This window comes from Gemella sp. GL1 (genome assembly GCF_013415365.1).
Taxonomy (GTDB): domain Bacteria; phylum Bacillota; class Bacilli; order Staphylococcales; family Gemellaceae; genus Gemelliphila.
Genome location: NZ_JACBYB010000021.1, coordinates 69,790 through 89,295, shown reverse-complemented (window position 1 = coordinate 89,295; position 19,506 = coordinate 69,790). Strand labels below are relative to the sequence as shown.

Below are 19,506 nucleotides of genomic sequence, written 5' to 3'. Positions count from 1 at the left end.
GACTTTTTGACAAAATAAATTGTTAAATATTATTATATAAAGCATAGGCATTATTTATTTAATTACAGTATTTTATTAAAAAGGAGAAAAAATTAATGAAAATTAAAAAGAAATTTTGGCTACCTACATTACTTGCGTTAACAGCGGCTTTTACAGTAGCTTGTTCTTCAGGTGCTTCAACATCAGCAACAAAAAGCACTACAGGAAAAGACCAGTTTGTTTATGCAATACAATCAGATCCAACTGATATCAATCCAATTACAACAACAAATAGAGAAGGATTAACATATGTAAATATGATTTTCTCGCCACTTGTTCGTATTGAAGCAGATGGGTCTAAAAAGAATGAACTAGCTAAGTCTATGGAAACATCAGCAGATGGGAAAACTGTTACAGTAAAACTTCGTGATGATGTAAAATGGTCTGACGGTGAGAAATTTACGGCAGATGATGTAGTATTTACTTATAAACAAAGAGCAGATAAGAAAAATGGTCGTCAAAATAAGATGTTAGTTGGAGATAAACTTATTGAAGTAAAAAAAATTGATGACTATACGGTAGAATTTATACTTCCTTCAGCTTCAGCTGCAGCAATTGAAAATGTTGCTACTGAAACTTATATTATTCCTGAGCATGTTTATAAAGATGTAACTGATTTCTCGGTTAAAGATTTAAATATCCAACCAGTTGGAACTGGACCATATAAATTAGTTGAAAATAAACGTGGAGAGTATATTAAGTTTACAGCTAATGAAAACTATTACGGAGGACAAGCATCAATTAAGGATGTGGTATTTAGAATAATTCCAAATACAGATACGGCAAAAGTAGCACTTCAAAAAGGTGAAATTGATGCAACTGTAGTATTACCTAATGATGTGGCAGATTTAGATAAGGAAACAATAGCAAGTCATGAGTATACTGAAGGATCAGTAGAATACTTGGGATTAAATACTAAATCAGAGGCCTTAAAGGATCCAAAAGTACGTCAAGCAATTATGTATGCATTAAATAAAGAAGACTTGAATAAAGCTGTTTATTTAGATAATAAATTCTATGAAACTCCAAATTCTTTCTTACCAACGGATAATCCATATAAGACTGATGATGTAGAAAAATATGCAACAAATGTTGAAAAGGCTAAAGAATTATTAAAAGAAGCAGGAGTTTCTAATTTAAAACTTAATTTATGGTACCGTGGAAATGATAAAGCATATACATTGCAAGCAACTTTAATTCAGCAACAATTACAAGCGGTTGGAATTACAGTAGAACTTAAGGGTGTAGAGTCTTCAGCTTTAACTGCAGAGTTATTGAAAAAAGAATCAACAGCTTATGATATGTTCTTAAATATGTATATTTGGGGAATAGACCCAGATTTATATTCTGTAATGTATACATCTGATTCATCAAGAAATTATTTCAGATTTAATAGTACAGAAACAGATGATTTATTTAAAAATGCAGCTGTAGAATTAGATTCTGCTAAACGTAAAGAGCAATATAATGAGCTGCAAAAGAAAATTGCTAAGGATGCAATTGTTTATCCAATAGTAACTAAGAAACGTATTCTTGCTGTTAATAAGAATGTTGAAAATGTAGATAAGGCTCAATTAATACCTATTTATACATTTGAAGATGTTTCTAAATTATCGAAAAAATAATAAAATAAATGCTGCGGTATACACCGCGGCATTTGTTTTCTAGGAGGATATATGTGGAAATATATTATTAAAAGATTAGTACAAGCTATTCCATTATTGTTTTTAATTTCTTTAATAGTCTTTTCTTTAATATACTTGGCACCTTATGATGTAGTAGATTCTATGATTACTACTGATATGTCGGATGATCAAATAGCTATATTAAGAGAAAAGTATGGTCTTAATAAATCTTTTTTAGCTCAATATAGTGCATGGATAGAAAATGTATTGCAAGGAAATTTAGGATCTTCACTAACATCAGATAAACCGATAACAAGTGAATTAGCAGAAAAGATTCCTAATACTGTAATACTAGTTTTACCAGCCTACCTAACAGCTTTGGTAATTGCTGTAGTTTTAGGATTATTAGCAGCGGCAAATAAAGGTAAAAAATTAGACAGATTTTTAGATTGGTTGTCATCAATTGCTATGGCAATACCAGCTTTTTGGTTTGCTATGATTCTTATTTATATATTTGGTTATCAATTAAATATTTTTAAGATAGTAGGGATGTACACAGTAGGAGGAGATGAATCTTTTGCTGATTTTATGCTACATTATACATTACCTTTTACAACACTTACAGTTGTATTTTTCCCAGATTTACTAAGATATGTGAGATCGTCAGCCATGAATCAATTATCTGAAAATTATGTAACTGTTCAAAAATCATTTCGTTCTAGCAAACTAGAAATTTTCAAAAATCATATTTCTAGGCATATATTGATACCATTAGTTACACAAATAGGTTTGGCCTTACCTCTGCTTATAACAGGTTCGATTATTACAGAGACAGTATTTGCTTGGCCGGGTATAGGGCCTTATTTAACAACAGCCACTAAAGGTCTAGATTATCCAGTAATAATGGCGGTTATGCTTATATCATCAAGTTTAGTTATCTTAGGTAACTTACTTGCAGATATACTTTATTATATAGTGGATCCAAGAATTAAGAGGGAGGGGAAATAATATGGGTTTTATTAAAGTTTTTAGAAAAAATATGCTATCATCACCAGTTTATATTTTTTCATTAATATTTTTAGTCCTATTAATAACATTATCATTACTAGCACCTCTTATTCCAATAGATCCTGCTAAGGTAAATATAAGTCAAGTCTCAAAAGGTCCAAGTTTTACAAATTTGTTTGGTACAGATGAATTAGGTCGTGATTATTTTATAAGGGTCTTGTATGGTGGTAGAATTTCATTGTTAGTAGGATTTTTATCAATGCTTGCAGCAACTACAATAGGGGTATTTATTGGAGTAACAGCAGGTTACTTTGGTGGTTGGTTAGATTCGTTATTGATGAGATTTTTAGATGTATTATCATCTATACCTTGGTTAATCCTGGTAATTGTATTGAGTGTATTTTTAAAACCAGGTTTGCTTACAATTATAATAGTTATTGGAGCTTTTTCTTGGATGAATACAGCTAGGCTTATGAGAGGAGAAACCTTAGCCTTAAAAGAAAGAGATTATGTACAGTATTCTAAATTTATAGGCGAATCTTCATTTTCTATAATTAAGAAACATATATTACCATTTTTATTACCAACAATGCTGGTTTCTGCATCAATTAATATATCTAGTGCTATAATGACTGAATCAGCCTTATCATTCTTAGGGCTTGGAATTCAGCCTCCAATGGCTTCTTGGGGATCCCTGTTACAGACAGCTCAAGATAAATTACAAAATGCAGCATATATTGCTATAATTCCAGGTTTATTAATTGCCTTAACAGTTTACTCATTTAATAATCTAGGAGAATTGATTAAAGAAAGTTTGGAGGAAATTTAGTATGACTAAAAATATTTTAGAAATAGAAAATTTATCCATAAAAGTAAATAATAGTGAGAAAGTTTTAGTTGATGATGTGAGTATAAAAATACCAGAATCGTCAATAGTTGGAATAGTAGGTGAATCTGGAGCAGGGAAATCACTTACTATGATGCAAGTTATGAACTTATTGCCAGAAAATTTAAAATCAACATATACGTCTTTTAAATATGACGGAAAAGATTTTAATCCAGGAGATAAATTACCAATTTCAATGATTTTTCAAGATACTATGTCTTCATTAAACCCATTAAGGACAGTAGGTTTCCATCTTTTTGAAGTAATAGAAAAATATAGAAAAAATGATATTGATAGGAAAAAAGAACTAGCTATTTCTATGTTAGATAAGGTAGGTATAAGTAATCCAGACTTAAGACTTAACCAATATCCTTTTGAATTATCAGGAGGTATGAGACAACGTGTTATGATAGCTATGGCTTTAATAACAGAGCCAAAATTATTGATAGCTGATGAGCCGACAACAGCTCTAGATGTAACCATACAGAAACAAATCTTAGCTTTAATATTTAAACTTCAAAAGGAAATGGGACTTACAGTAGTTATAGTAAGTCATGATTTGGGGGTAATATCGGCTCTTTGTGATTATGTTAAAGTTATGTATTATGGTAAAGTCTTGGAAGAAGCAAGTGTGGAAGAAATATTTTCTAATCCACAACATCAATATACAAAGAATTTGATAGCTTTGGCAAAATTTGAGACAAATGTAGAAAGTATAGGTGTGAGTAAAATATCTAATGAGTGGATTGAGATTAGTCCTAGTCATAGAGTGCGTAAGTAGGTATTAATTATGAGTAGAGAATTAATAAAATTAGAAAATATAAATAAAGTATATGAATCTAAAGATTTTAGAGGAAATAAATATCGAACAGTAGCCTTAAACAATATAAATATTAGTATAAATGAGGGTGAAACATTAGGTTTAGTAGGAGAGTCTGGTTCTGGAAAATCAACTCTAGGTAAAGTAATATTAGGTTTTGAAACGGCAACGTCAGGGAATATAGACTATAGCATTGACAAGAAATCAATGCAAATCATTTTCCAAGATCCTTATTCTGCTCTAAACCCTAAAATGTCTGCATTAGAACTAGTGATGGAAGCTATGTTTTATGAAAAAGATAAAAAAAAGGTAAAAGAAAAGACTATTGAATTTCTAGATAGAGTAGGGATTAGAGGTGATGATATTCACAAAAAACCTAAATACTTTAGTGGTGGACAAAGACAAAGAATATGTATCGCTAGAGCAGTGATATCTAATCCTAAATTTATTATTTGTGATGAACCTACGTCAGCTTTGGATGTTTCGATTCAATCACAAATTCTAGAATTGTTATCAGAACTTCAAAAAGATTGGAACTTATCATATCTGTTTATTTCTCATGATTTATCAGTTGTTAGACATATATCTGATAGGGTTGCAGTTATGTATAGAGGGAATTTGGTAGAGCTTGCTGATGCTGAAGATTTGTATAATAATCCTCAGCATAGCTATACTAAGAAATTATTAAATTCAATTTTTGAAATGAATCCAGCTAAGGCAAGAAAGTTATTAGCACAAGAAGAAGTGGATGAAAAAATAGAATTATCAGAAAATTACGAATGGAAAGAAGTCTCTAAGAGACACTTTGTAAGATTGGATAAATAATAAAAATAAGCGAAAATAGATAGATTTTCGCTTATTTTTATTGTGGACTGTAGTCTGCTATATAAGTTTATTTTGTAAAATAAAGGATATAAGTTTTGAATTTATGAGATGTTTTATTTATGATTTTAAATGATATAGTTATCTGTAATAATGGAGGATGACAAGTAACTAGAAATTTATATTATATCTGATACTTGATATTTGCTAATAAAATAAGTAAAATAGAGTAGAATATTTCTTGGGAGAAAAAAATGTCGCAATTAAAAAGCAGAAAAAGGAAAAAAAATAATATATTGAGTAATGAGTGGAAATCTTTTTTAAAAGATGTTTCTATTTGTTCATTAAGTGCTTTTGGTGGACCAGAGGCTCATTATGGAGTCTTTAATGATCAGTTGGTAAATAAAAAAGGCTATATAAGTGATAAAGATTTGGCAGAACTTATAGGTTTAACAACAATTCTCCCTGGTCCAAGTTCAACACAAACTATTATAGCTATAGCCTATAGGGTAGGAGGTCCATTGCTTGCATTTTTAACAAGCTTAATTTGGATTATGCCATCTACTATACTGATGTCAATTTTATCTTTATTAACCTATTATTTTACAGCCGCAACTGGCCATAAAAGTATGCTTTCTTATTTAGGAACTATGGCTCTTGCATTTATAATAGTATCGGCTTATAGAATTTCTTTTAATGTTGTAAGGGATAAGCTGACACTAGGATTATTAGTTTTTGGAGCAATTACAACTTACACTATAAAATCTCCTTGGATATTTCCCATAATTTTAATTATTGGAGGTCTTGTTTCAATAATTGAATCTAAGGAAAGAAAAATCTGGAATAAGGTAAGAGTGAGACCTAACTGGCTGTACTTATTTTTATTTATTTTAATGACAGTAGGAAGCATATTTTTGAGTTTAAAATCCAATAACTTGATAATTGATTTATTTGAAAGTTTTTATAGGTATGGCTATTTAGTTGTCGGTGGAGGTCAGGCTCTTGTTTCTATGATGCACAATGAATTAGTAGTAAACCATAATTATATAAATAACCAAGACTTTTTGACAGGTTTTGGACTGGTGCAAGGGATACCCGGACCTATGTTTTCATTTGCAGCATACGTAGGAGGTTTAGTAGCATCTGATCAAGGAGTATTTTTACATATAGTGACAGCCCTATTATCGGGGATAGCTATTTTTCTACCTGGAGTTCTACTTATTTATTTTGTGTACCCAATTTGGCAAGATTTAAGACAAATTAAAGGAATTAAGATTTTTTTAAAAGGTCTTACGGCAGTTTCCGCAGGTATGATAGTTGCTACAGGATTATTATTTTTTAATAAACAAACAATGGATTTAAGTAATTCAATAATTCTATTTTCTACTATAGCAGCCTTATTATGGAAAAAAATACCTGTACCAATTATTGTAATAGTTGTTTTATTAGCAGGTTATATTATATAAATTAAAAAAGCTAAAAGTTTTAAACTTTTAGCTTTTTATTATTAATTATTATTTATTCCATTCTCTAAATATTTCAATAAATAAATTAGCTGGAATTATGTTTTTTTCATCTGTAAATTTATTATATAGAATAGCATTTTTATTTTCTAATTCAAGAGAAAATAAATTTCCTGAAAAGTATGAGGTGGAGTTTTCTTCATATTCTCTGACTACCTCTTCAATTATATCATCAAAATTAATGGCTTCTGATAGTAGAAATGTATTTAAGATTGGAAAAAAATTATTTTCTATTTCTAGATGTTTACGATTATCTATTATTTTAAAAGTATATTTCATTCTATAAAATCCTATTTATTATAAATTGGGAAAGCTGTTGCTATTTTTCCCTTGTTATCAAGATACATTTGGATTGTTAGTCCTTTACCAGTTCCTTCGTATAGTGCATCGCTAATTTGTTTCTTATTTTTAAATGCTTCATCAACAGCGTCAATAACTTCTTGAGCCGACATTTTTTTAGGGAAAAAAGTTGATTGAGCTTTCTTTTCAACATTGTCTACTTGTACTTTAGCCCTGTAGATCCCTTTAGAGTCTTCTTTACCAGTTATTTGAAGTATTTTTCCTTTACCATCAGGTAATCCTTCGTGGTGGTAACCAACAGCTTCCCCGCGTCTATTGATTTCTCCGTGAAATATATGTGTGATTGCGTGAGAGGCAAAGTTATTTGTATTTTTTAAATCTGATATTTTTAGGCTAGAATTACTGCTTGTATTAGTAGATACACTACTACTCTTACTTGTTTGTGAAGTTGTATTAGTAGCTTTATTAGTCAGATCAGTTAATTTATTTGAATTAGTTTTATTAAGTCCAAAGAATGCTACTACTAAGAATGCTATAGCAATTATAGCGTAACGAATATATTTATTTTTCATTGTGTCTCCCTATATTTTATAAAATATACAGAGTAATCGAAAGGATACTCTGTATACATCTGTAAATTTTATTTGTGCTTCATGTATGGGAATAGTAGTACATCACGAATTGATGGAGAGTTAGTTAAGAGCATAACTAAACGGTCAATACCAATTCCAAGTCCACCTGTTGGGGGCATACCATATTCTAGTGATTCTACGAAATCATCATCCATTTCATAAATTTCTTCATTACCAGCATCTTTTTCATCTATTTGAGCTAGGAATCTTTCTTTTTGATCAATTGGATCGTTAAGTTCAGAGAATGCGTTAGCGTGTTCACGTTTAACGATGAATAATTCAAATCGATCTGTAAATCGTGGATCTTCTGCATTTGTTTTTGCAAGTGGAGAAACTTCTACAGGATGACCGTAAACGAAAGTAGGTTGTACTAGTGTTTCTTCTACAAGTGTTTCAAAGAATTCATTAATAATGTGTCCAACTTTCATATCTTTACGAACGTGGATATTGTGCTCTTTTGCTAATGAGTGTGCTTCTTCATCAGACATTTCTTTCCAAAAGTCAATTCCTGTAACTTCTTTAATAATATCTACCATGTGTACTCTACGCCAATTTGGAGTAAGATTAATTATATCTTCTCCATATTGGATTTGAGTAGTCCCGTGAATTTCTTTACAGATATAGGCAACCATATCTTCTGTTAAATCCATGATATCATTATAGTCTGCATAAGCTTCATATAATTCTATCATTGTGAATTCAGGATTGTGACGAGTTGAAACTCCTTCATTACGGAAAGCACGACCAATTTCATAAACTTTTTCTAAACCACCAACAATTAAACGTTTTAGAGGTAATTCTAATGCTATTCTCATGAATAATTGCATGTCTAAAGCATTGTGGTGGGTAACGAATGGTCTAGCGGCTGCACCACCAGCGATAGAGTGCATCATTGGTGTTTCTACTTCTAAGTATCCACGTGAATTTAAGTATTCACGCATAACTTGAATAATTTTAGAACGTAAGATAAATGTCTCACGACTATCTTTGTTCATAATAAGGTCAAGGTATCTTCTACGGTATCTTTCTTCTACATCTTTTAGTCCGTGGAATTTATCTGGTAGTGGTCTTAGTGACTTAGTTAAGATTTCAAAAGATGTTGCTCTAATTGAAAGTTCTCCAACATTTGTTTTGAAAAGTATACCAGTCAGACCAACAATATCTCCAAGATCGGCTGTCTTGAAAAACTCATAGTTTTCCCCAACTTTGTCTTCACGTACGTAAATTTGGATTTGTCCTTTTAAATCTTGGATATGACCAAAACCAGCTTTACCTTTACCACGTTTTGTCATTAAACGTCCCGCTACTGTTACTTCTATAGCTTTTTCTTCTAACTCTTCTTTTGAAAATACATCAAATTCTTTACTTATTTCATCTGTTAAATGACTTCTTACAAATTTACGTCCAAATGGATCTAATCCTTTTTCTCGGATGCTCTCCATTTTTTCACGACGTACGATCATTTGATCATTAAAATCTTCTATAGGTAGATTAACGTTTTCTTCTGCCATTTTTATCTCCTCTTTCTTAATTTTCACATAGAAGTTATTATAACATAATTAAAGTTCTATTTACAGAAAAAACTATAAAATAGGGAATTAAAAGTGATACATATACATAATTAAAAATTTTAATTATCAGAAAATTCAGTTTTTTTTAAAAAAACTATTGACAAATTAATTTTATAATATTAGAATAGACTTATAATAAAACAAGGCGATGAAGAAGAGTAGTAATTTAGTTATTAATTTTCAGCGAGCTGATGATTGGTGTAAGGTCAGTATTTAATCTAGATGAACGTACTTTGGAGCTTATGGGATATTCCACCTTAAGGAATTTGAGTGGGTATTTATAATACTAAGAAGAGTGGCAACGCGGATTAACCGTCTCTTTGCAGTCCTATGGACTGCAAAGAGACTTTTTTATTTATCCAACACTTTTTAATTATTATATTTATAGATACCAAAAAGAGTGGCAACGCGGAAATCCGTCTCTTTGTAGTTTATGACTGCAGGGGACGGATTTTTAATATATTTTAGGAGGTAATTTATGAAAAAATTATATTTATTCTTGTTGTCTTTATGTTTTATTTTTATTGCTAGTGCTTGTAGTAAGCAAGGTAATCTTGATAAGCTAAGTGAAATAAAAGAAAATGGAAAAATCACTGTAGCAGTGTCACCAGATTATCCACCATATGAATTTTATGTAGCTGAAAATTCTAATGTTAAAGTGGTAGGTGCGGATATATTTTTAGCAGAAGAAGTTGCTAAAGACTTGGGTGTTCAATTAGAGGTAGTTCAATTGTCATTCGATTCACTTTTACCAGCCTTAAATTCAGGTCGTGTTGATATGGTTCTATCAGGGATGAATCCTAATGAAGAGAGACGTGAAGTTGTTGATTTTTCAGATATTTATTATGTGAGTGGGTCGGCTTTTGTAGTTAAAAATAAAGATATTAAATCTATGGAAGATCTGAAAAATATAAGAATAGGTGTTCAAAAAGGATCGATTCAAGAAAAGTTTTTATTGGATGAAATTAAGATTCCTAGAGATAGAATTCAGGCATTGACAGATACACCAAGTTTACTTCAAGATTTATCAAATGAGAACATAGATGCTATTTTTATGGCAGAGGATGTGAGTAAGATTTCCTTAGCTAAACAAGCAGATTTAAAATTAAGTACGTTTAAATTAGAAAAAGATTCAGAGTCAGATGGAATGGCTATCGCTCTTGAAAAAGGAAATAATGAAAATCTTTTAAATCAAGTGAACAAAGTAATAAGTAAAGTAAAAGCTGACAATAAGTTTGAACAAGAGTTGAATAAGTATGCTGCACTGGTTGCAGAAACAGAAGAATAAAAATAGAGGAGAAGTAAGATGTTTAATTTTTTATCAAAATATTATCAAATGTATATAGATGCTACGCTAACAACTATTCAAGTTTCCTTTTTAGCGTTAGTAATAGGTTTATTTTTAGGAGTATTTATCTGTTTAGCGAAAATTTCTAGTATAAAACCACTTAGTTGGTTAGCTTCTATCTATGTAGAAATTATTAGAAATACGCCGATATTAGTACAAATTATGATTATTTATTTTGCATTGCCTGAAATTGGAATTAAGTTTTCGCCATTCATGTCAGCTATAATTGCTCTATCAATTAACTCAGCTGCTTATGTTAGTGAGGTATTTAGAGCAGGGATTAATGCTATAGACAAAGGCCAAATGGAAGCTGGACGTTCATTAGGTTTAAGCTATAGTCAGACGATGAAATTAATAGTTATCCCACAGGCCTTTAGAAATTCACTACCAGCCTTAGGAAATGAGTTTATTTCATTAGTAAAAGAATCATCAATTGTTTATTTTGTAGGGGTTACAGATATTATGTTTGCAGCTAATGCTATTAAAAATGCAACTTATGAGACATTTGGTCCATACTTAGTTGCTGCAGGGATTTATTTTGTAATTACATTTGTACTATCGCAAGCCGTTAAGGGACTTGAGAAGAAACTTGAAAAGTAAGGAGAAGAGAAGATGTTAGAGGTTAAAAATTTAAAGAAGAATTTTAAAAATTTACAGGTACTAAAGGGAGTTAACTTTAAAGTAGAGAAGGGGGAGAAGGTTGTTATACTTGGTTCATCTGGATCTGGTAAATCTACTGCACTTAGATGCTTGAACCTTTTGGAGGAAGCTAGTTCTGGAGAAATCATTTATGATGGGAAGAATATTTTAGATAAAGATTATGATGTGAATAAGCATAGAGCTAAAGTAGGGATGGTATTTCAAAACTTTAACCTATTTGATAATATGACTGTTTTAGAAAATATTATTCTTGCTCCTAAAACATTGGGGCTATTAGATCAGGATACTTTAATGAAAAATGCAGAAGAATTATTAAAGAGAGTTGGCTTATTGGATAAAAAAGATGTCTATCCTTCAGCTTTATCTGGTGGTCAAAAGCAACGTGTTGCTATTGCCAGAGCCTTAGCAAACAAGCCGGAAGTTTTACTTTTTGATGAACCAACTTCAGCACTGGATCCAGAAATGGTTAAGGAGGTTCTTGATGTAATCAAAGAATTGTCTACAGAAGGTCTTACAATGGTAATTGTTACTCATGAAATGGGATTTGCTAAAGAAGTTGCTGATAAGGTGATATTCATTGATGGAGGAGTTATTTTAGAAGAGGGTAGCCCAGATCAAATATTTGATAATCCAAAAGAAGAAAGAACTAAAGAATTTTTAAGTAAGGTATTAAAATAAAAGAAATTAGTTATATATTTAAAATATGCATGCCTATTGAAAAATAGGCATTTTTATTATATAATTTAATAAAGTCAATTTTGGTCAATAAGGAGGTATAAATCATGAATAATAATATGACAGATATAATTGAACAATACATTAAACAATTATTTTTAGAAGCAAATGAAGATTATATCACATTAAAGCGTAGTAATGTTGCTGAAAAATTTGATTGTGTACCATCCCAGTTAAATTATGTGATGAAAACTAGGTTTAGTCCTGAACATGGATTTATTATAGAATCTAAAAGAGGTGGCGGAGGATTTATTCGCATTACTAAGATTACTATGCAAACTAATGTAAGCTACATCGATTATCTTATTGAATCACTGGACTCGGAAGAAGCTAGTAAAATTGATTATAAAAAAATATTAGGGATTTTAAAAAGAGATTCATATATTAGTATTTTTGATTATGATATGATGATGAATTCTTTAGATATGATCAAAAGAAATACTAAGGATACATTAAAATTATTAGAAGAAGTAGATATTAATTTAGTATTGTCAGTGCAAGAACTTATGCATAATAATATTAAAGATTTATTGACTAAGTTTTTAGAAAATATTAAATACAATAAGGAGAGAAAATAATGTATATTAGATTTAACGAATCAGCCTTGATGGTCTTAACTAATGCCAAAGAAGAATCAAGATCCTTATCTTTAAAGGCTGTTAGCACAGAACATCTACTGTTGGCAATTTTGGACATGCCTAATACCTTGGCATGTAAGATACTGAATAAGTATGGAATTACTTATGGGCAATTTAAGGATGATGTAGAAGAATTATATAAAGAAGAGTTAGAAGGTACAGATTTTTATAATAATGTACTAAAGCGTTTAGATTATACAGCAGCTGCTATTAATACAATTGAAAAAAGTCAAAGCTATGCTGATGAAACAAAATCATTTGTAGTTTCATCAGAGCATTTGTTACTATCACTATTAAACCAAACAGATTCTACAGCTGTTAAGTTATTAATGGAAGAAAATCTTGATGTAGATTCTTTATTTGAAGAATTGCTGGCATCATTAAAACAAAATCAAGGCTTATTCTCTAAAATTTTTGATTCATTTAAAGGTGGAGAAGAAAAAGAAGATACAAGTGCTAAGACTAAATTGTTGAATTCTTTATCTAAAGATTTAACTAGGGATGCAATGAATAAAAAATTAGATCCGGTTCTTGCTAGAGATAAAGAGATCATAAGAATGATTGAAATATTAAATAGAAGAACTAAGAATAATCCTGTATTAGTAGGGGAACCTGGAGTAGGTAAAACTGCTATCGTAGAAGGATTGGCAGAGAGAATAGTTTCTCAAAATGTACCAGCTAATTTAATTGGTAAGAGAGTAATGGTTCTAGACATGGGATCACTACTTGCGGGAACTAAGTATCGCGGGGAATTTGAAGAGAGATTAAAAAATATAATTAAAGAAATTGAGGATGCTGGGAATATAATTTTATTTATTGATGAAATTCATACGATTATTGGTGCTGGAGGGTCAGAGGGTTCTGCAGATGCGTCAAATATTTTAAAGCCAGCCTTATCACGTGGACTTATTCAAATTATCGGTGCTACAACTACGGAAGAATATAGAAAGTATTTTGAAAAGGATGCAGCACTGGAACGTAGATTCCAACCAATTAAGGTGGAAGAACCTTCGACTGAAAATACAGTAAATATATTAAAAGGTTTAAAACACAAGTATGAGGAGCATCACAATGTGGAGATAACAGAAGAAGCGTTAGAAGCGGCTGTTAAATTATCATCTATTTATATCAATGATAGATTTTTACCAGATAAGGCTATCGATCTTATTGATGAGGCTGCTTCAAAAGTAAAACTTAGATTTTATAAGTCTCCAGATGAACTTAAAAAATATGAAGACGATTTAGCAAGATTAAATCAAGAAAAAGATAATGCTGTGCAAAATCAAGAGTTTGAAATAGCAGCTAAAAAACGTGATGAAATAAATGAACTCGTTGATAAAATTTCTAATTTTAAAATAGCTTGGAAAGAAAGTTTAGAAAAGGAAAAGGTTCAAATAACAGAAGATCATATAGCCGAAGTATTGGCAGTTTGGACGGGAATACCAGTTACTAAACTTAATCAGACAGAAAGTGAAAAACTATTAAATCTTGAAGAAATTTTGCATAAACGTGTAGTAGGGCAAGATGCAGCAGTAACAGCTTTAGCTAAGTCTGTAAGACGTGCTAGAAGTGGATTTAAATCAGAAAATAAACCTATTGGATCATTTATTTTCTTAGGTCCAACAGGGGTAGGAAAGACAGAATTGGCAAAATCATTATCAGAAGCATTGTTTGCAAGTGAAGATAATATGATTCGTATTGATATGAGTGAATTTATGGAAGCTCACTCAATTAGTAGATTGATTGGGGCACCTCCAGGTTATGTAGGTTATGGTGAGGCAGGTCAATTATCAGAAGCTGTTAGACAGAAACCTTACTCAGTAGTTTTATTTGACGAGATTGAAAAAGCCCACCCATCTATTTTCAATATTTTATTACAAGTCTTAGATGATGGACGTTTAACAGATTCTAATGGTAGATTGATTGATTTTAGAAATACTATTATTATAATGACATCTAACGTAGGAGTAAGTGAACTTAATGATAGGAAATTTGTAGGTTTCGCAGGAAGTGATTCTATTAAAAATGATTATGAAAATATTCAAAAAACTATGATGGAAGCCTTGAAGAAACAATATAGACCAGAGTTCTTGAACCGTATTGATGATATAGTTGTTTTTAAATCTTTAGAAAAAGAAGACCTAGAGAAAATTTCATTATTAATGATTGACACATTGTCTAGCAAATTAAAAGATAGAAATATTGAAATTAAATTGACTAAAAAGGCACTTGATAAAATTATTGAAGATGGAAGTATAAAAGAATATGGAGCTAGGCCACTTAGAAGAAGTCTTCAAAAGAATATCGAAGATTTATTAAGTGAAGAATTATTAAAAAATCCGGACTTAAGTGGACTTATAAATATAGATTACAAAAAAGATGAATTTGTTGTTAAGAAATAATTAGGTAAAAGTATGGCAAAAAAAGTTACGGTTAAGTATGAGTGTGATGCCTGTGGTTATCAAAGTATTAAATATTTAGGAAAATGTCCTAGTTGTAACAAATGGGCATCTATGGAAGAAATTAAGGAAGTTACTGTTAATGAAAAGCATAAAACATTTGCGTCAGGTGACAGTAAAAGTATGGCGGTTCAAGTAGAAAAATTAAAAAACATTTCCAAACAAGATGTACCTAGAGTTTTAACTGATAGTTCAGAACTTAATAGAGTTCTAGGTGGAGGAATAGTTCCAGGTTCTTTAATTCTCTTAGGAGGGGATCCTGGCATTGGTAAGTCTACCTTATTGTTACAAATATCTTCATATTTAGCGAAAGAACATGATGTATTATATGTATCTGGAGAAGAGTCGGTTAGACAGGTGAAAATTAGAGCAGATAGAATGAGTGTTCTTACAGATGAATTATTTGTCTATTCACAAACAGATTTAAATATGATTTATGAAGTAATTCAAAAAATAAAACCTAAATTTTTAGTTATTGATTCTATTCAAACGGTATATAATCCTAATTTAGAAAATTCTCCAGGTTCCATTACTCAAGTTAGGGAATCAACCCAACATTTGATGAAAATTGCAAAATCATTAAATATTGCAATATTTATAGTAGGACATGTTACTAAAGAGGGTACTATTGCAGGTCCTAAGATGTTGGAACATATGGTAGATACTGTGTTGTATTTTGAGGGGGAAGAACATCACGCATATAGAATATTAAGAACTGTGAAAAATCGTTTTGGTTCTACTAATGAACTAGGTATATTTGAAATGCAAAGTCATGGATTAGTAGATATGGAAAATCCATCAGAAATTTTCTTAGAAGAAAGAAGTAGAGACTTATCTGGTGCTACTATAGTAGGAACAATGGAGGGAACTCGCCCCCTTTTAGTAGAAATACAATCATTGACTACACCAACAGCTTTTAATAATCCTAGAAGAATTTCTACTGGATTAGAATATAATAAGCTAGTTTTATTAATGGCTGTGCTTGAGAAAAAGGCAGGATACTTACTACAACAGCAAGATATTTATGTTAAAGTTGCAGGGGGAGTAAAAATTGATGATCCAGCAGTAGACTTAGGTGTTTTAGTTTCAGTAGCCTCTAGTTTCAAAGATAAGGCGGTAGATATGCATGATTGTTTTATTGGAGAAGTAGGCTTGACTGGAGAAATTAGGAGAGTTTCTAGAATTGAACAAAGAATTAAAGAAGCAAAAAAACATGGTTTTACTAGGGTTTTTATTCCGTTTTCTAATAAGAAGGGATTAGAAAAAATAACAGGAATAGAGGTTATACCGGTTAAAGATATTAATAAATGTCTAGATTTGGTATTCAAAGATATATTTTAAATTAATAATTTTATAAATACTATAACAAAGCCATTCTTGAGATGTGTATGATTGGAATTTATACGGAATAGTAAAAGCCAACCATTTATCAGATGGTTGGCTTTTATAGTGTTTAAACAAATATTTTAAATAGAAACCACAGTATGTTAAAATACTGTGGTTATTTTTATTTTGTTCTTTTTCTTCTCCAAGTTTGAGGAGCTAATAGAACTATAAAAGGTATTATTTCTAAACGTCCAAGTAACATGGATATAGTCAAGAATAACTTTCCTAAGTAAGGTATGTCTGCATAATTTTCAAATGGACCGTATGAATTAAAACCGGGTCCTATATTGTTAAGTGTACTCATGACCAGTGTAAAAACTTTTTCAAAATCATCTAATTGGGTAGAAATTAATAGTACCAAAGTAGAAAAAGTCATAAGATACAGAATTAAGTAGTTAGAAAATATATCTTGATTTTCTAATGTTTTTTTTTCAATTGTAATTGTCGTAATTTTATTTGGGTTAATACATTTATGTATATAATTTTGTGTATTCTTAAAAAGAAACATGATACGTGGTATTTTAAGACCGCCTGCTGTCCCACCAGCACAACCACCTATAATCATAAGAAATAATATAAGCAATTGTGAAAACATTGACCAATCACTGAAGTTTCTATATGTAAATCCTGTTGTTGAAATTATGGAAGATACTGTGAAAAATACGTCTAACAATCTTTCACTTTCAAAATTTATTGATATTAGAGAGTGAATGAATATTGCAAAAGTCGATAAAATAATAAATGATAAGAACCAACGTAATTCTTCACTTTTAAATGCTTTAAAATATCTTTTTACAATAATCATATATACAAGATTTAGATTAAGGGCAAATAAAATCATAAATATCGCAATTACGAAAGTAATATAATCATTGGAATAAGCGGCAATTCCTAGATTCTTAGGAGCAAATCCACCAGTTCCTGCCGTAGAAAGGGCTAGATTTATACTATCGAAAACTCCAATTCCAGATATGACAAGCAGGAAGAAAAGTAGGATAGTTAGTATAATATAGAGACTATATAGACCAATTGCTGTATTTTTCATGGAAGACATTAGTTTACCAAAAATAGGGCCGGGCATTTCAGCTTTCATAATATGTATATTGTGAGGTGACCTAGGTAAGAGTACTATGGCAAAAATAATTACTCCCATTCCACCAATAAAGTGAGTTAAACTCCTCCAAAACAACATACTGTGGGGCATGATTTCTATATTCGTAAGAATAGAAGATCCAGTTGCTGTAAATCCACTAGTAGATTCAAAAATAGAATCTAAGAAATTTTCTATAGAACCTGAAAAATAGAAAGGTAGGGAACCGAGAAATGAGTATATAAGCCAAGTTATAGCTACGATAACAAATCCTTCTTTAGCATAAAAGTTTTTTTTCATAGTTTTAGGATTTGCTAATATTTGGAATATTAAAGATATTACCAAGGAAATAAGGATTGTATAAAGAAAGGAAGTAATATTTTTTTTGGGTTCATTATAGATAAAAGCACATATGCTAGGAAATAATAAGAAAAAGGATAAAAGCAGCATAATTCGGCCTAAGATATAGTAAATAATTCTATAATTCACTAGAAAATCCTCCTTTAGATATTTCATCAACTTCTGTAATATTGAGTTTATAACTTGCAATTACAACATGGTCATTTTCCTTAATTACATCATTTCCAGTCGGGAAGATTAATTCATTACCTCTTATTAAAAAAGCTACAACAATATTTTCTTTTATTCGTAAATCTTTAATAGGTATTCGAGTGATTTTACTTGAAGAATCTACCTTAAATTCTATAAGTTCAGCTTGATTATTAGCAATCTTATAAATATTTTCAATTCCAGTATCTTTACTGCATTGCTGAGATTTAGAATATTTAGCAATTATATCCCCAACAATTCTCTTAGGAGTGATAGAAGAATAAAGACCAATATCTTCTGCAATTTGAGTTAAGGAATTTCTATTGATTTTAGCGATAGATTTTTGGACACCTAATTTGTGGGCGTATAGACTAATAATAATGTTTTCTTCATCAAGACCAGTAAGAGCGATGCAAGAGTCAAAAGTTTCAATACCTTCTTCTATAAGAGTATCGCTATCAGAACCATCTGCTAAAATAACATCAATGTTAGGATAGTTCATACTCATTTTAATGGCTTTTTCTTTATTTATTTCAATATTTTTCACATGAAAACCACTGTCTTGTAGCAATTCTATTAGATAGTGAGAGATTCTACTGGCACCAATAATAAGTGAAGATTTAATTTTTCTATCAATATTTTCTTTTTTACCAAGTAATTTATAGAATTTTTTAATATTTTCATCATCTGCAGTAAAATGAACTTTATCGCCAGTTCGGAAAATATAATCTCCACGAGGAACGATGACTTCTCCTCCTCTTTCAACAAGACATACCACGGCTGGAAAATCAATAATGGACTTACTGTTAACAAGGGGAATACCATTAAGAACAGATTCTTCTTTTATAGTTACTTCTATAACTTTAACTCTATTTTCTCCAAAAGTCTCAACTCTATTAGCAGATGGATATCTGAGCATGTGGTTTATCTGTTTTGCTGTCTCTAAATCGGAATTTAGCATTAAATCAATACCTAGATTATTCTTTAAAAATTCATTTGTTTGTGTATATTCAGGATTTCGAATTCTAGCAATTGTATATTTAGCCCCCATTTGTTTAGCAGTTATACAAGATATAATATTAATTTCATCGCTGGTAGTTACAGCAATAAACATATCAGATTCACGGACACCAGCTTCGTCTAAAATATTAGAATTGGCACCATTCCCAACTACTCCTTGAATATCATAAAGCTCAATAATTTTTTTGACCAAATTCTCATTGGTATCAATGATTGTGAGTTCTTCGTAAGTAGTGGATAGCTCTTCACAAAGCAGAGTTCCTACTTTACCACCACCAATAATAATTGCTTTCATAGAATTTCTCCTAATTTTAAAAATTTATATTTAATATAATTTAAGCTATTGCTAATTATATAACTTAAGTGATCTATAGTCAATAAAGTATTATATTTGT

Annotated in this window: 17 protein-coding genes and 1 other annotated feature; of the genes, 12 read left to right on the top strand and 5 right to left on the bottom strand. The window is 30.4% G+C overall.

The window, feature by feature from the left end; all coding sequences use genetic code 11:
• Positions 1-95 precede the first annotated feature (95 nt).
• The 6 genes from HZY82_RS05530 (at position 96) to chrA (ending at position 6,666) form a co-directional block, all read left to right on the top strand.
• On the top strand, positions 96-1,664 hold the full coding sequence (locus tag HZY82_RS05530) for an ABC transporter substrate-binding protein (RefSeq protein ID WP_135156028.1): 1,569 nt from the start codon (positions 96-98) through the stop codon (positions 1,662-1,664).
• Positions 1,665-1,715: 51 nt separating this feature from the next.
• The gene (locus HZY82_RS05525; protein ID WP_179938937.1) at positions 1,716-2,672 is read left to right on the top strand and encodes an ABC transporter permease; all 957 of its coding nucleotides are present in this window, start codon (positions 1,716-1,718) and stop codon (positions 2,670-2,672) included.
• 1 nt (position 2,673) lies between these two features.
• Positions 2,674-3,501 carry an ABC transporter permease gene (locus HZY82_RS05520; RefSeq protein WP_135156030.1) on the top strand — a complete coding sequence of 276 codons (828 nt, stop codon included), beginning with the start codon at positions 2,674-2,676 and terminating at the stop codon, positions 3,499-3,501.
• 1 nt (position 3,502) lies between these two features.
• Complete coding sequence (locus HZY82_RS05515) at positions 3,503-4,339, top strand: ABC transporter ATP-binding protein (protein WP_179938935.1); 837 nt, start codon at positions 3,503-3,505, stop codon at positions 4,337-4,339.
• A gap of 9 nt (positions 4,340-4,348) precedes the next feature.
• A complete protein-coding gene (locus HZY82_RS05510) occupies positions 4,349-5,203 on the top strand; it encodes an ATP-binding cassette domain-containing protein (RefSeq protein WP_179938933.1) in 855 nt (284 codons plus the stop codon).
• Between the two features lie 251 nt (positions 5,204-5,454).
• Positions 5,455-6,666 (top strand): chromate efflux transporter, encoded by a 1,212-nt coding sequence (gene chrA / locus HZY82_RS05505; protein ID WP_179938931.1) that lies wholly within the window; start codon positions 5,455-5,457, stop codon positions 6,664-6,666.
• A 48-nt stretch (positions 6,667-6,714) separates the two neighbouring features.
• Here chrA and HZY82_RS05500 read toward each other — a convergent pair whose 3' ends face one another.
• The 3 genes from HZY82_RS05500 to lysS all read right to left on the bottom strand — a co-directional run bounded on the left by HZY82_RS05500 (position 6,715) and on the right by lysS (position 9,166).
• A complete protein-coding gene (locus HZY82_RS05500; protein WP_135156034.1) occupies positions 6,715-7,002 on the bottom strand; it encodes a hypothetical protein in 288 nt (95 codons plus the stop codon).
• Between the two features lie 11 nt (positions 7,003-7,013).
• Positions 7,014-7,595, bottom strand: coding sequence for an EndoU domain-containing protein (locus tag HZY82_RS06560; RefSeq protein ID WP_218925254.1), 582 nt, complete (start codon positions 7,593-7,595; stop codon positions 7,014-7,016).
• Between the two features lie 68 nt (positions 7,596-7,663).
• Positions 7,664-9,166 (bottom strand): lysine--tRNA ligase, encoded by a 1,503-nt coding sequence (lysS, locus tag HZY82_RS05490; protein WP_179938929.1) that lies wholly within the window; start codon positions 9,164-9,166, stop codon positions 7,664-7,666.
• Between the two features lie 199 nt (positions 9,167-9,365).
• Positions 9,366-9,549, top strand: a binding site (T-box leader).
• A gap of 155 nt (positions 9,550-9,704) precedes the next feature.
• Between lysS and HZY82_RS05485 the strand changes: the two genes are divergently transcribed.
• From HZY82_RS05485 to radA, 6 genes are all read left to right on the top strand, one after another.
• The gene (locus HZY82_RS05485; RefSeq protein ID WP_135156037.1) at positions 9,705-10,514 is read left to right on the top strand and encodes a transporter substrate-binding domain-containing protein; all 810 of its coding nucleotides are present in this window, start codon (positions 9,705-9,707) and stop codon (positions 10,512-10,514) included.
• Positions 10,515-10,532: 18 nt separating this feature from the next.
• Positions 10,533-11,174: an amino acid ABC transporter permease gene (locus tag HZY82_RS05480; protein WP_135156038.1), complete on the top strand. Its 642-nt coding sequence runs from the start codon at positions 10,533-10,535 to the stop codon at positions 11,172-11,174.
• Between the two features lie 12 nt (positions 11,175-11,186).
• Positions 11,187-11,912, top strand: a complete 726-nt coding sequence (locus tag HZY82_RS05475) for an amino acid ABC transporter ATP-binding protein (protein ID WP_135156039.1) — start codon at positions 11,187-11,189, stop codon at positions 11,910-11,912.
• Between the two features lie 104 nt (positions 11,913-12,016).
• Entirely contained in the window at positions 12,017-12,547 is a 531-nt protein-coding gene (locus HZY82_RS06700) for a CtsR family transcriptional regulator (protein ID WP_135156040.1), read from the top strand.
• Positions 12,547-15,009: an ATP-dependent Clp protease ATP-binding subunit gene (locus tag HZY82_RS05465; RefSeq protein WP_179938927.1), complete on the top strand. Its 2,463-nt coding sequence runs from the start codon at positions 12,547-12,549 to the stop codon at positions 15,007-15,009. The genes HZY82_RS06700 and HZY82_RS05465 overlap by 1 nt, the downstream gene beginning before the upstream one ends.
• A gap of 12 nt (positions 15,010-15,021) precedes the next feature.
• Entirely contained in the window at positions 15,022-16,407 is a 1,386-nt protein-coding gene (gene radA, locus HZY82_RS05460) for a DNA repair protein RadA (RefSeq protein ID WP_179938925.1), read from the top strand.
• 166 nt (positions 16,408-16,573) lie between these two features.
• Here radA and HZY82_RS05455 read toward each other — a convergent pair whose 3' ends face one another.
• Both HZY82_RS05455 and trkA read right to left on the bottom strand, forming a co-directional pair.
• Positions 16,574-17,992 carry a TrkH family potassium uptake protein gene (locus tag HZY82_RS05455; protein ID WP_228098260.1) on the bottom strand — a complete coding sequence of 473 codons (1,419 nt, stop codon included), beginning with the start codon at positions 17,990-17,992 and terminating at the stop codon, positions 16,574-16,576.
• 28 nt (positions 17,993-18,020) lie between these two features.
• Positions 18,021-19,406, bottom strand: coding sequence for a Trk system potassium transporter TrkA (gene trkA, locus HZY82_RS05450; RefSeq protein WP_179938923.1), 1,386 nt, complete (start codon positions 19,404-19,406; stop codon positions 18,021-18,023).
• Positions 19,407-19,506 lie beyond the last annotated feature (100 nt).